Origin of the sequence: Mycobacterium colombiense, from assembly GCF_001665835.1 — a bacterium.
GTDB lineage: Bacteria > Actinomycetota > Actinomycetes > Mycobacteriales > Mycobacteriaceae > Mycobacterium > Mycobacterium colombiense_A.
Genome location: NZ_LZSX01000034.1, coordinates 1 through 14,091 on the forward strand (window position 1 = coordinate 1; position 14,091 = coordinate 14,091).

The 14,091-nt window shown below is 67.3% G+C and carries 11 protein-coding genes; 9 read left to right on the plus strand and 2 right to left on the minus strand.

Translation table 11 applies throughout. From position 1 onward, the window contains the following. Window positions 1-989 (minus strand): PPE family protein (locus A5760_RS07675; protein ID WP_064879458.1); only part of this gene is annotated, 989 nt, incomplete at its 3' end. Between the two features lie 257 nt (window positions 990-1,246). Next, on the minus strand, window positions 1,247-2,431 hold the full coding sequence (locus A5760_RS07680; RefSeq protein ID WP_064879460.1) for a cupin domain-containing protein: 1,185 nt from the start codon (window positions 2,429-2,431) through the stop codon (window positions 1,247-1,249). Window positions 2,432-2,533: 102 nt separating this feature from the next. Between A5760_RS07680 and uvrC the strand changes: the two genes are divergently transcribed. From uvrC to A5760_RS07725, 9 genes are all read left to right on the plus strand, one after another. After that, window positions 2,534-4,477, plus strand: coding sequence for an excinuclease ABC subunit UvrC (uvrC, locus tag A5760_RS07685; protein ID WP_064879328.1), 1,944 nt, complete (start codon window positions 2,534-2,536; stop codon window positions 4,475-4,477). Further along, window positions 4,474-5,394: an RNase adapter RapZ gene (rapZ, locus tag A5760_RS07690; RefSeq protein WP_064879330.1), complete on the plus strand. Its 921-nt coding sequence runs from the start codon at window positions 4,474-4,476 to the stop codon at window positions 5,392-5,394. Before uvrC ends, rapZ begins: the two co-directional genes overlap by 4 nt. Before the next feature lie 8 nt (window positions 5,395-5,402). Beyond that, on the plus strand, window positions 5,403-6,467 hold the full coding sequence (yvcK, locus tag A5760_RS07695) for a uridine diphosphate-N-acetylglucosamine-binding protein YvcK (protein WP_155764252.1): 1,065 nt from the start codon (window positions 5,403-5,405) through the stop codon (window positions 6,465-6,467). Then, entirely contained in the window at window positions 6,464-7,441 is a 978-nt protein-coding gene (gene whiA / locus A5760_RS07700; protein ID WP_040631623.1) for a DNA-binding protein WhiA, read from the plus strand. The genes yvcK and whiA overlap by 4 nt, the downstream gene beginning before the upstream one ends. Window positions 7,442-8,381: 940 nt before the next feature. Then, window positions 8,382-9,644, plus strand: a complete 1,263-nt coding sequence (locus A5760_RS07705) for a PPE family protein (protein WP_155764253.1) — start codon at window positions 8,382-8,384, stop codon at window positions 9,642-9,644. Between the two features lie 12 nt (window positions 9,645-9,656). Next, window positions 9,657-11,024 carry a PPE family protein gene (locus tag A5760_RS07710; RefSeq protein ID WP_064879334.1) on the plus strand — a complete coding sequence of 456 codons (1,368 nt, stop codon included), beginning with the start codon at window positions 9,657-9,659 and terminating at the stop codon, window positions 11,022-11,024. Between the two features lie 87 nt (window positions 11,025-11,111). Beyond that, window positions 11,112-11,468 carry a DUF732 domain-containing protein gene (locus A5760_RS07715; RefSeq protein WP_064879336.1) on the plus strand — a complete coding sequence of 119 codons (357 nt, stop codon included), beginning with the start codon at window positions 11,112-11,114 and terminating at the stop codon, window positions 11,466-11,468. Window positions 11,469-11,611: 143 nt separating this feature from the next. Continuing rightward, window positions 11,612-12,586 (plus strand): PPE family protein, encoded by a 975-nt coding sequence (locus A5760_RS07720; protein ID WP_064879338.1) that lies wholly within the window; start codon window positions 11,612-11,614, stop codon window positions 12,584-12,586. Window positions 12,587-12,696: 110 nt separating this feature from the next. After that, the gene (locus A5760_RS07725) at window positions 12,697-14,091 is read left to right on the plus strand and encodes a WS/DGAT/MGAT family O-acyltransferase (RefSeq protein ID WP_064879464.1); all 1,395 of its coding nucleotides are present in this window, start codon (window positions 12,697-12,699) and stop codon (window positions 14,089-14,091) included.

Here is a 14,091-nt window from a genome sequence, read left to right on the forward strand (position 1 = left end):
GATGTGTATAAGAGACCGGGTGCGGTGGCCGGGGCAGGAGCGGGTGCGCCGAGGCCGGGTGCCATCGCGACGGGCGCTCCCGGGTGTGACGGAGCCGGGGCGGCATCCGCGCCCGGCAGCGTGGGGGTGGGTGCCACGTCGGCCAACCCGGCCAGCCCCGCCAGACCCGCCGCACCGGCGACGGGGATGAAGGGGGCGATCAGGCCGACGGAGAGTTGCGCCAGTTGCGGCACCTGGGTCGTAGGGAACGTGTAGAGCGCCTCGCCCGCCCAGTGCGGCACCTTGGCGGCCAGCAGCGGGTCGGTCATCAGGCTGTTGAGGACCGAGGACGGGTTGGACCCGCCTGACTGGCTCAGGTCCGCGCTGAGTTCCTGGGCGACTTCTTGCACGCGAGTCACCCACCAGCTCAGCTGATCTGCCCCGCCGCCCGCGTCTTGGTTGGGCGGGTTGGCCAGCTGGATCGGCGGGGGCGGGGCGGTCGGCGGGACCCACGTCCGCGCGGTCTCGGACACCGCTTCATAGATCGCCATCGTGGTGGCCGCCTGCAGCCACATCCGCAGATAGTCCATTTCGTTGAGCGCGATCGGAATCGTGTTCACGCCAAGGAAATTCGTCGCCACCAGTTGTGCGAAAGTGGCGTGGTTGGCTTCCAGCTCTTCCAGGGTTGGCATGGCGGACAGTGCGGCGGTGTAGGCCGCGGCCACGGTATCGGCTTCTAAGGCGGCTGCCGAACTGTTGGCGCTGTTCTGCAAAAGCCATGCCAGGTACGGCACGTGGGCGGCCACGTACGCCTCCGCGCTGGGTCCCTGCCACGTCCCGGCCTGCACCGCCGCCAGCAAGTCGCCGAGTTCCTGGGCCGCCGAGTCATATTCGGCACTCAACGCCTGCCACGCCTGCTCCGCCGCCAGCAAGGATCCGGGCCCCGGGCCGCTGGAGAGCGCCGCCGAATGCACTTCCGGGGGAAAGGCGCCCCAGATCGGCATCGTCATCGGTGACCACCCGCGTGCGCCCGTGCTGCCATGTTGCGCTCCTCCCGACGAACCGGTTCAGCGTCCCGTGTGGCCGGCGGGCGGCGTCCCGATCAGTCACGCGGGAAAACGCTTTGTCCCGGCCTCTCAGTGGGCCAGCTAAGCGATAAAGACAGCGGCCGCGCGGATGGCGACCCGCATGTACCGAAGCTTACGCCAAAAGTATCCGCAAATACGGATAGAAATCGGGACGTTCACCGGAGATGCGAAGACAACTGTCAGCCTTTGGACAGCCGGACCAAGAACCCGTTCAGGATCAACGTCTGCGCCAGCCCGGTCTGCTGCGTCGGGCTCAACCCGGGCAGGTCGCCGACCCGAAACGGCTCGGTGCGGTCGGCGAGGAACAGCATCGCCGCCTCATGGTCGGCGCCGGCGCCCACCGACAGCTGCGCGAACTGCAGGACGACGCGGCCGTCGACGTGTGCCACCCGCGCATAGAGCGGTTCATACTTCGCGACCAGCGTTTGCCCGTCGATCCCGACGGTGTCGCTCACCCGCCCGACCGGGGGGCATCGGCCGCGCCGGACCAGGACGTCGGCCAGCGCGTCGAGGCTTTCGGTGAGGAGTTCGGGATCCTCGAGGGCGCGCAGGGTGTCGCGCACGAGGTCGCCCAGGCCGGCGCGGGCGGCTGCGTCATTTTGGTGCCGTGGCGATAGGCGGGCGTGCACGCGCGGGTCGCGCAGACTCAGCGCGTAAAGCTCGTGCGTGAGGAGTGTGAGCACGGTGGGCGCATGGAGTCCGATCGTCAGATGGACCGACGGCTCGGCGCGCGTTTCGGCCGAATGCACTTGGCCGCGCGGCAGATACAGCACGTCGCCGGGTTGCAGGCACACGTCGGTCGACGACGTGAGCCCGTCCGCCCCCACGCCCCTGCGCCGCTGGATTTCGTGCGGTGGCACGGCGGCCCCGTCGGACACATGCCACGTCTTGGATCCCTGGATCTGCAGGACCAGCACGTCGTGCGGGTCATAGTGCGGGGCAAAGCCGGTCGACTCCGGTGGCGTGACGTAGGCGTTGACCCGGGTCGGGAAGTTCAGCTCGACCTCGATGGAATGGGACAACGACGCGATGGTGCGCAGATAGCGCTCGACCCCGTTCATGACGATCGTGTAGCCCTCGGCCAGGCCGTCGCGTGCCCGGGCCGGGTCCAGGCCACCGTCGGCGCGGCGGTAGGCCGCCGGATCCTTGTCCTCGCCGCCCTTGACCAGCCGCACGGCGGACGGTTCGGGCTGCACATGCTCGAGGAGTTCATCGACGGCCGAAGGCCCGGGCAGCAGCTGGTCGAAGTAGCCCGGCCGGCAGCGCCGGATGTGGTGGTGTCTGCTCGCCCAGATCTCGTCGAGGAAGGTGTCGACACCGAGGGGCTGCAGCAGCCAGGCTAGCGAGGACTCGACGACGGTAATCCCCCTCAAACATCGTGGCGACCGGTGTGCGCCACACTAGACCGGCACCCGCACGCGCCCCGCCTTTCTCGGCACCACGCCGGCGGCTACTAGCCTGGATCTGTGCCCGATCCCGCTACCTACCGCCCAGCCCCCGGGTCCATCCCGGTCGAGCCCGGCGTGTACCGATTCCGGGATCCGCACGGGCGAGTCATCTACGTCGGCAAGGCCAAGAGCCTGCGCAGTCGGCTGACGTCATACTTCGCCGACGTCGCCAGCCTGCACCCGCGAACCCGGCAGATGGTGACCACCGCGGCCAAGGTCGAGTGGACGGTGGTCAACACCGAAGTCGAGGCGCTGCAGCTCGAATACAACTGGATCAAAGAATTCGATCCGCGGTTCAACGTCCGCTATCGCGACGACAAGACCTACCCGGTACTGGCGGTGACCCTCAACGAGGAGTTCCCGCGGCTGATGGTCTATCGCGGCCCCCGCCGCAAAGGGGTGCGGTATTTCGGGCCGTACTCGCACGCGTGGGCCATCCGGGAAACGCTGGACCTGCTCACCCGGGTGTTTCCGGCTCGTACCTGCTCGGCGGGAGTGTTCAAGCGACACAAGCAGATTGACCGTCCCTGCCTGCTCGGCTACATCGACAAATGCTCGGCGCCGTGCGTCGGCAGGGTCAGCGCGGAGCAGCACCGCCAGATCGTGGACGATTTCTGCGACTTCCTGTCCGGCAAGACCGATCGGTTCGCCCGGGAGCTGGAACAGCGGATGAATGCCGCGGCCGAGCAGCTCGATTTCGAGCGGGCCGCGCGGCTGCGCGACGACCTGGGCGCGGTGAAGCGGGCGATGGAGAAGCAGGCCGTCGTCCTGGGCGACGGCACCGACGCCGATGTGGTGGCGTTCGCCGACGACGAGCTCGAGGCCGCGGTCCAGGTGTTCCACGTCCGCGGCGGCCGGGTCCGCGGCCAGCGGGGCTGGATCGTCGAAAAGTCCGCCGACCCTGGCGATTCCGGTGAGGAACAGCTGGTCGAGCAGTTCCTGACCCAGTTCTACGGTGAGCAGGCCGAATTGGGCGGCGCCGCAGACGAATCGGTGAACCCGGTGCCGCGCGAGGTGCTGGTGCCCTGCCTGCCGTCCAATGCCGGCGAGCTGACCAGTTGGCTGTCCGGCTTGCGTGGATCCCGGGTGGCGCTGCGGGTACCGCAGCGCGGCGACAAGCGTGCGCTGGCCGAAACCGTGCAGCGCAACGCGAAAGAGGCGCTGCAGCAACACAAGCTGAGGCGCGCCGGCGACTTCAACGCCAGATCTGCTGCGCTGCAGAACATCCAGGACGCCCTCGGCCTGTCCGACGCGCCGCTGCGCATCGAATGCGTGGACATCAGCCATGTCCAGGGCACCGACGTGGTGGGATCGCTGGTGGTGTTCGAGGACGGCCTGCCACGCAAATCGGACTACCGGCACTTCGGCATCCGGGAAGCCGCCGGACAGGGACGCTCCGACGACGTCGCCTCCATCGCCGAGGTGACCCGGCGCCGCTTCGCGCGGCACCTGAGTGAACAAAACGACCCGAATATGCTTTCGCCGGAAGGAAAGTCTCGCCGGTTCGCCTACCCGCCGAATCTGTACGTCGTCGACGGCGGTGCGCCGCAAGTCAACGCGGCCAGCGCGGTGCTCGAGGAACTCGGCATCACCGACGTCGCGGTGATCGGCCTGGCCAAGCGGCTCGAAGAGGTGTGGGTGCCGTCGGAGCCCGATCCCGTGATCATGCCGCGCAACAGCGAGGGACTTTATCTGCTGCAGCGCGTCCGTGACGAAGCGCATCGGTTCGCGATCACCTACCATCGCAGCAAGCGATCCAAGCGAATGACGGCATCGGTGCTGGATTCGGTGCCAGGATTGGGAGAACATCGCCGCAAGGCGCTGGTAAGCCATTTCGGATCGATAGCCCGCCTCAAGGAGGCCACCGTCGACCAGATCACCGCCGTTCCCGGCATCGGGGTGGCAACCGCCACCGCCGTCCTGGAGGCGCTGCGACCCGATCAGTCCGAGGCCGCCCGGTGACGGGCCCAGGTGAGTTCGCGGGCGGCCACTCGGTGGATGCCCCGGCCGGTATCGACGTCGTTCTGGTGACCGGATTATCCGGCGCCGGGCGGGGTACCGCAGCCAAGGTGCTCGAAGACCTCGGCTGGTATGTGGCCGACAACCTGCCCCCGCAGCTGATCACCCGGATGGTCGATTTCGGTCTGGCCGCCGGCTCGCGGATCACCCAGCTCGCGGTGGTGATGGACGTGCGGTCGCGCGGCTTCACCGGCGACCTGGACTCGGTGCGCACCGAGTTGGCCACCCGAAACATCGCCCCGCGCGTGGTCTTCATGGAAGCATCCGACGACATGTTGGTGCGCCGCTACGAACAGAATCGGCGCAGTCACCCGCTGCAGGGCGATCAGACCCTGGCCGAGGGCATCGCCGCCGAGCGCCGGATGCTGGCATCGGTTCGCGCCACCGCGGACCTGATCATCGACACCTCGACACTGTCGGTGCGCGGCTTGCGCGAGACCATCGAGCGGGCCTTCGCCGGCGTCGCCAGCGCGACCACCAGCGTCACGGTTGAGTCCTTCGGCTTCAAGTACGGCCTGCCGATGGACGCCGACATGGTGATGGACGTGCGGTTCCTGCCCAACCCGCACTGGGTCGACGAATTGCGTCCCCGCACCGGGCAGGACCCCGCGGTGCGGGATTACGTGTTGAGCCAGCCGGGCGCGGCCGAGTTCCTCGACGCCTACCATCGATTGCTGTCTCTGGTCGTCGAAGGCTACCGCCGGGAAGGCAAGCGCTATATGACGGTCGCCATCGGCTGCACGGGCGGCAAGCATCGCAGCGTCGCGATCGCGGAGGCATTGATGCAGTTGCTGAACGCCCAGAAGGGTGAAGCGCAACTGTCGGTGCGGGTGCTGCACCGGGATCTGGGCCGCGAATGACCGAGCCGATGAACCGGGGCATCGTCGCGCTGGGCGGCGGACACGGCCTTTACGCGACGCTGTCGGCGGCCCGCCGGCTGACTCCCCACGTCACCGCGGTGGTGACCGTCGCCGACGACGGTGGTTCTTCCGGCCGGCTGCGCAGCGAACTGGACGTGGTGCCGCCGGGTGATCTGCGAATGGCGTTGGCGGCCTTGGCATCCGACAGCCCGCACGGGCGGCTGTGGGCGACCATCCTGCAGCACCGGTTCGGCGGCAGCGGCGCCCTGGCCGGGCATCCGATCGGCAACCTGCTGCTGGCCGGCCTGTCCGAGGTGCTGGCCGACCCGGTGGCCGCCCTCGACGAGCTGGGCCGCATTCTCGGCGTCAAGGGCCGGGTGCTGCCGATGTGCCCGATCGCGCTGCAGATCGAGGCCGACGTCTCCGGTCTGGAAGGCGACCCGCGGATGTTCCGGCTGATCCGCGGCCAGGTGGCGATCGCGACCACACCGGGCAAGGTGCGCCGCGTCCGGCTGCTGCCGGACAACCCCCCTGCGACCCGGCAGGCCGTCGACGCCATCATGGCCGCCGATCTGGTGGTGCTGGGCCCCGGCTCGTGGTTCACCAGCGTGATTCCGCATGTACTGGTGCCCGGGCTGGCGGCGGCGCTACGGGCGACCACCGCACGGCGCGCGCTGGTGCTCAATCTGGTGGCCGAGCCGGGGGAGACGGCCGGCTTCTCGGTGGAGCGTCACTTGCACGTGCTGGCCCAGCACGCACCGGAATTCAGCGTGCACGACATCATCATCGACGCCGAACGGGTGCCCAGCGAGCGCGAACGCGATCAACTGCGCCGCACCGCCACACTGCTTTCAGCCGAGGTCCACTTCGCCGACTTGGCCAGACCTGGTACACCTTTACATGATCCAGGCAAGCTCGCGGCGGCCCTGGACGGGGTCCGGACGGCCCACAAGGCTCCGGGACCTTCTTCGGTCACGGCCACCGCGGATATTCGGGTCGACGGTGCAAGCCCACCAGCCGGTGGGAGTGGACCTGCCGGCAGCGGACCAAGGGGTGACGACGCGTGGCGATGACGACCGAAGTCAAGGACGAACTGAGCCGCCTCATCGTGAAATCGGTCAGCGCGCGCCGGGCGGAGGTCACGTCCCTGTTGAGGTTCGCCGGCGGGCTGCACATCGTCGGTGGCCGCGTCGTGGTCGAGGCCGAGGTGGACCTGGGCAACGTCGCGCGGCGGTTGCGCAAGGACATTTTCGAGCTCTACGGATACAACGCCGTCGTACATGTGTTGTCGGCCAGTGGGATTCGCAAGAGCACCCGGTACGTGTTGCGGGTGGCCAACGACGGTGAGGCGCTGGCGCGCCAGACCGGACTGCTCGACAACCGCGGCCGCCCGGTGCGCGGACTGCCGGCGCAGGTGGTGGGCGGCAGCGTCGGTGACGCCGAGGCCGCGTGGCGAGGAGCCTTCCTGGCGCACGGATCACTGACCGAGCCGGGGCGGTCGTCGGCGCTGGAAGTCAGCTGCCCCGGCCCGGAAGCGGCGCTGGCGTTGGTGGGTGCCGCGCGCCGGCTCGGTGTCAGCGCGAAGGCCCGCGAGGTGCGCGGTGCCGACCGGGTGGTGGTGCGCGACGGCGAGGCGATCGGCGCCCTGCTGACCCGGATGGGCGCCCAGGACACCCGGCTGGTGTGGGAGGAGCGCCGGATGCGGCGTGAGGTCCGGGCCACGGCCAACCGGCTCGCCAACTTCGACGACGCCAACCTGCGCCGCTCGGCGCGGGCCGCGGTCGCGGCCGCGGCCAGGGTGGAGCGGGCGCTGGAGATCCTGGGCGACACCGTTCCCGACCATCTGGCCTCGGCCGGCAAGCTGCGCGTCGAGCACCGGCAGGCGTCGCTGGAGGAGCTCGGCCGGCTCGCCGACCCGCCGATGACGAAAGATGCTGTGGCGGGCCGTATTCGGCGGCTGCTGTCGATGGCCGATCGCAAGGCGAAGGTCGAGGGCATTCCCGACACCGAGTCGGCGGTCACGCCGGATTTGCTGGAGGACGCTTAGCCCGACCCGCCCGTGGCAAATACTCTCGTTGAGCGCTCACTCGTCAGAAGAGCAACGCCCGTATTGCCCGACGTGCATGGTGACTCGATACGCGCGGCCAAGGGCATACGTGTCCCAGGCCATTCTTCCATGTTTCTGGGTCTGGGCGGCCAGTGATAAATTTTATGAATAACATGATTTCTTTAAGTTGGATATGAATTGCGATTATTGACAGTCTTCTTATGGACAGCGCCCGGAAGCAAATAGGCGGAATCGGGGTCTTTGGATACCAGGCCGGCGCACAATTCATAGAGCTTACATAAATTCTTTGAAAACGATATGGTTCGGCGACGTATCGACCGTGGCGTGAGCGAATGGGAGCTGTCCGCGGGGAGGCGTGGATTGCGAGCGCTGACGCGGGGGCCACGCCGAACCTGCTTCAGCCGCAGGGTCGTCCACCGTAAGGGCGCGGCAGCGGGATGAACGCCCAGCTCGTATTCCACACCTTTTCTGTGCCCGGGCCTCGTTCTGGTAGCCAGGCGGACCATCGCCATGGACACGTCGTAGCACGCGCTCCATTCGCCGCGAACTCAATTTGTGAAGGCGAGATTTTTATTCGCGGTTAGCGGTCGAGAGGCACCATTCCTGGGTTTCCATCACCTATTCACCCTGTCGCCTTGCCGGATTTGTGCGAGGTAGAGACGTTTATGGGCGGCTTGGTTGTCGAACCACGCACGTTCGGCCCTCGCATTGGCGCCCTGCGGCGGTGCCGCCCCGAGTCGATTTCGGCGGACGGCGTTTTGCTCGTCGCTGGCTAGTGTCCTGGCTACACGAGGACATGGTCGCTGCACAGCAAACTCATCTGGCGGTGATGAAGTTGCTCGATGGCGGTGACGTTCGGCTTGTCGGCGACACAGGCACAGGGTCGGCGGTGGTGACACGGCCGGAGGCGGAGGAAGGCATGGATTTCGGGTTGTTACCGCCGGAGATCAACTCCGGCAGGGTCTACTCAGGGCCGGGGTCGGCGCCGTTGCTGGCAGCTGCGGCCGCCTGGAATGGGCTGGCAGCCGAATTACATTCGACTGCAGCGTCTTACGGTTCGGCGATCTCGGAGCTGAGAACCACGTGGCGTGGGCCGTCGTCTGCAGCGATGGCCGCCGCGGCGGCACCCTACATCGAGTGGCTCGACGGCACCGCCGTGCAGGCCGAACAGACGGTCGTCCAAGCCAAGGCGGCGGCCGCGGCCTATGAAGCCGTTTTCGTGGCCACTGTCCCGCCGCCGGTGATCGTGGCCAACCGGGCGCTGTTGGAGTCGCTGATCGCGACCAACTTCCTCGGCCAAAACACTCCGGCGATCGCGGCCACGGAGGCCCAGTACACCGAGATGTGGGCCCAAGACGCCGCCGCGATGTACGCCTATGCGGGTTCCTCGGCGGCCGCGACCCGGCTGACCCCGTTCAGCGCCCCACCTACGACCGCCGACGCCAATGGGCTGGCCGATCAGTCGGCCGCGGTCACCTCCGCGCTACAGTCGTCGACCGCATCCGGCGTCGAATCTGCTGTGTCACAGTCCGTTTCGCAAGCTCCGGTAGCGGCGCAAGGCCTGGCGGTGAACGCGAATGCGGTGACGGCTGCTGCCGGGTTCCCGCTGAGCCTCACGGACCTCACCGGGATTCTGAAGACCTTCAACAGCGTCATGGGCGTTGTGTCCGGACCGTACACGCCGCTTGGCGTAGGGAACCTGATGAAGAACTGGTACCAGATTGCCATCAGCATCCCGAGTCTGGGTACCGGAATCCAAGGCATTGGTCCACTGCTTCACCCGAAACCGCTTCTCGGCGTTTTGGCGCCGCTGCTGCATAGCGATCTGCTGACCGGCTCGACCGCGCTGTCGGGTGCCGGGACGGTTTCGGCGACGGCCGGCCGCGCCGGCCTGGTGGGGTCGTTGTCGGTCCCGGCGAACTGGGCCTCGGCGGTCCCGGCGGTCAGGACGCTTGCCGCCGAGCTGCCGGAGACCATGCTGGACGCCGCTCCCGCGATGGCGGTGAACGGTCAACAAGGCATGTTCGGCCCGACCGCCCTGTCGAGTTTGGCGGGACGCGCCGTCGGCGCGACCGCCACTCGCGCTGCCGCGGGGTCAACCGTTCGCGTGCCCGGCGCTGTGGCCGTCGACGACATCGCCACCACGTCCACCGTCATCGTGATACCACCGAACGCGAAATAAGGAAGGTGCGCAATGGTTTTCGGGGATTTCGCAGCGCTACCACCGGAGGTGATCTCCACCCAGATCTACACGGGCCCGGGCGTGGGGCCGTTGCTGGCCGCCGCGGCGGCGTGGGACGGGCTGGCCGCCGAATTGCACACCACTGCAGCTTCGTACGCATCGGTGATTTCGGAGCTGGTCGGCGAGTCGTGGCAGGGCTCGTCATCGGAGTCCATGGCCGCCGCGGCCGCACCGTACGCGGCGTGGCTATCGACCGCGGCGGGCCAGGCTGAGCAGAGCGCCGCCCAGGCCCGGGCCGCGGCCGGCGCATACGAGGCCGCGTTGGCGGCCACCGTGCCGCCGGCGATTGTCGCGGCGAACCGCAGCCAGTTGGCCGTACTGTTGCAGACCAACATCTTGGGGCAGAACGGCGCGGCGATCGCGGCCACCGAAGCCGAGTACAGCCAGATGTGGGCCCAAGATGTCGCGGCGATGTTCGGGTATGCCAGCGCGTCGGAGTCCGCTGGAGAGCTGACCCCGTTCGAGGACGCACCGGTCACCACCAATGACGCCGGACCGGCGACGCAGGCAGCGGCGGTCGCCACGTCGGAGGCGCAGTCATTGTCGTCGTGGCTGAAACAGATCGAGGACTACATCACCTCGCTCGCCGGCCAGTACACCAAGTTTTGGCAGAACTTGATCGGGGGGGCTACGGGGAGTACGGAGATAGCGCCCTTCTGGGAGACGCTGTATTCGACCATTTCGCAATTCGGCACGCAGGCGACGTGGACCAACGTCGTCAATGCCAGTACGGGCCTGGGCGTCTCGCAGTGGAAGAACTTCTTCGTCTATGCGCCGTGGAGCGCCGCGATGGCGAAAACGTCATTGGGCGCCGGTCTGGCGTCTCCGGGGCATGTTGCCGCGGCCGTCCCGGTCAAGCCCGTATCGGCGGTGTTGGGCGACGCGCCGACTGTGGGCAAATTGTCGGTGCCGCCAAGCTGGGCCACCGCCGCCCCGGCGATCAGGCTGGCCTCCAGCGCGCTACCGGCCACCAGCCTCGCTGCGGCTGCTGCGGCAGGTTTCCCCGGTGGCCTGGTCAACGAGGCGACCTTGGGCAGTCTGGCCGGCGGCGCCCTGGGCAGCCCGGCGGCGCGGGTCGTCAGCTCGACTGGCATCGAGGCCCGTGCGATCACCGGCGAGCGCCGCAGGGGGCCGGTCAAGCTGGACCGCGTCATCGCCCAACTTCAGGAGATGCCCGATCAGGTACAGCACTGGAACGTCGATGAGGCCGGCCTTAATGACCTGGTCGCCAGACTCAGAACAACACCCGGCGTACACGCCGTGCACGTGACCGAGGGCGAGGAGATCACGGTCGGAGCGCCCGAATCGAAGATGGGGTAGCGCAGTGGTTTTCGCGCCGCTGCCCCGCAGACTGACACACACTGCAACAGGGAAAACTCCATCAACGGACGCATCGAAGGAGGATGCATGAAACTGCTGTTAGCGCTTCTCGGTGTGTTGTTGGTGATCGTTACCGCGGTGCCCGCGCACGCCATGCCAGGCGAGGATGAGGCGGCCGGTGACGACAACAATCAAGCCTTCATCGCTGACCTACGTACGGTGGGCATCAGCTTTCAGGACCCGGGCCAAGCCGTGAGCGCCGGGAAAGCGGTCTGCGGCTTGCTCGCTCGGGGCGTATCCGGTCTGCAACTCCTCAACGATCTGCGGGACAACAACCCCGCACTCACCACCAACGGCGCCGCCCAGTTCGCGACGATATCAGCCAAGGCGTATTGCCCACGACAACTCGACGCTTCCGCGGGACCTGGTGCCAAAGGCGGCTGAACCACTGAGCCCAACCGCCGCAATATAACCCGCGACCGCACGACAAGCACGACAACCAGAATCACTCAAGCCCACCCCTTCACTCCTCAGAGAAAAGCCTTATTTTGCAGTACAATTCGCCCGCCGCTGAGCTTGGGTTAGTGATGGATTTCGGTACGCTACCGCCGGAAAGTAATTCGGGGCGGATGCATACGGGCCCCGGCGCCGGGTCAATGATGGACGCCGCCAAGGCTTGGGGTGTGCTGGGCGCCCAGCTCAGTGACATGGCACTGACCTATCGGGCGGCGATCTCGGAGCTGGATTCGGGACCGGAAAGTGCCTCGGCAACGGCGGTAAACCAAGCCTTCGCAGCCTATGTCGCGTGGCTCGAGGCTACCGCTGCACAGGCCCGGCAGACGGCAATCCAGGCCAAGGAGGCCGCGAGCGCCTACGGTTTGACGCTTGCGGCGGTGGTGGCGCCACATGTGATCGATGCCAACCGGCTGCAGCGGAACTCGCTGGCCGCGACGAACTGCCTAGGCCAGAGCAGTGCGGCTATCGCGGACGCCGAAGCTGACTACGAAAGGATGTGGGCTAAAGACGCCGCCGCCATGTATGCCTACGCCCGCGCCTCTGCTGGCATCTGGAAGCTGACACCGTTCAATTCGCCCCCGCCCTCCACCGGTCCCTGCGCGCTCGCGCGCCATGCTCCGGGGTTCAGTGAACCGTCCCGTAACTGGCGTCTGACGGTGGCGCCGGAGGTCATAGCGACTGGCTGTCAAGTGATCTCAACTATCTCCCAAGCGCTCGGTGCGTTGTCCTCCTCCCCACTGGCCACGTTCGACGCGTCCCTGTTGTCGATAACAGCGCCTCTGTCCAGGTTGAGTGCATTGTCGGCGCCGCTGGACTTCGCACTCAACCACCTGAGTGCCCTCAACAAGGCCGCCGCGTTGAGCAGGGCCGCGGCCTTGTGGTCGCTGCGGCCCGGCGGGGGCCGCACGGATCACGCCGCGCCGCGTGTGAGTCGCGGTAGCGGGGCGGCAATCGGAGTCTTGTCGGTTCCGCAGGCGTGGATTCGATCAATGCCGTGCCCAACGTCGCCGAGTCCCCAAGCGGCTCCCGTTGATCGAAGCCAATGAGCGCTTGCCGCTCCGGCTGGTGACCACGCGAACTCCTCCTCGGCCGAGCCGCCCGGTAGTTTGTCTGCCATTGCTGGTCGCGACGGGGGTTGGGGGGCTACGGTCAGGTGATGAAACGGCTTTCGAGTGTTGACGCGGCGTTTTGGTCGGCAGAGACCGCGGGCTGGCACATGCACGTGGGGGCATTGGCGATTTGCGACCCGAAGGAATGCTCCGAGTACAGCTTTCAACGTCTCCGTCAATTACTCATCGAGCGTCTGCCGGAGGTACCGCAATTGCGGTGGCGGGTCACCGGTGCGCCGCTGGGACTGGACCGGCCGTGGTTCGTCGAAGACGAGGAGCTGGACGTCGACTTCCACGTTCGCCGCATCGGTGTTCCCGCGCCGGGCGGTCGCCGCGAGCTCGAGGAGCTGGTGGGTCGGTTGATGTCCTACAAGCTGGACCGCTCGCGGCCGCTGTGGGAGATGTGGGTGATCGAGGGCGTCGAGGGCGGGCGGATGGCCACGCTGACCAAAATGCACCACGCCATCGTCGACGGGGTCTCGGGCGCCGGGCTGGGCGAGATCTTGTTGGACACCACGCCGGAACCGCGTGCGCCGCAACAGGAAACGGTCGGGTCGCTGGTGGGGCTCCAGATTCCGGGTATAGAACGGCGCGCGGTGGGCGCGCTGATCAACGTCGGTGTCAAGACGCCGTTCCGCATCGCCCGACTGGTGGAGCAAACGCTGCGCCAGCAGGTCGCCGCGTTGGGCGTGACCAGCAAGCCGTCGCGCTACTTCGATGCGCCGAAAACCCGTTTCAATGCGTCGGTGTCGCCGCACCGGCGCATCACCGGCTGCCGTGTCGAACTGGCCCGCGCCAAAGTCATCAAGGACGCCTACGGCGTCAAGCTCAACGACGTCGTGCTGGCACTGGTGGCCGGGGCCGCCCGCGACTACTTACAGAAACGCGGCGAGCTGCCCGCCAAACCGCTGATCGCGCAGATCCCTGTTTCGACACGCACCGACGAGAACAAGGACGACGTCGGCAATAAGGTGAGCTCGATGACCGTCTCGTTGGCCACCCATGTCGAGGACCCGGGGGAGCGGCTGCGTGCCATCCACGAAAGCACCCAGAACGCCAAGCTGATGGCCAAGGCGCTGTCGGCGCATCAGATCATGGGGCTGACCGAGACCACGCCGCCCGGGTTGTTGGGGCTCGCCGCGCGGGCCTACACGGCCAGCGGGCTGTCCAGAAACCTGGCCCCCATCAACCTGGTCGTCTCCAATGTGCCCGGCCCGCCGTTCCCGTTGTATATGGCCGGCGCCAAACTGGATTCGCTAGTGCCGCTGGGGCCGCCCGTGATGGACGTCGCGCTGAACATCACCTGCTTCTCCTACCAGGACTACTTGGACTTCGGTTTCGTGACGACACCGGAGGTCGCGAACGATATCGACGACATGGCCGACCGAATCGAGGCCGCCCTGACCGACCTCGAGAAGGCCGCGGCGCGCGAGACCAGCTAG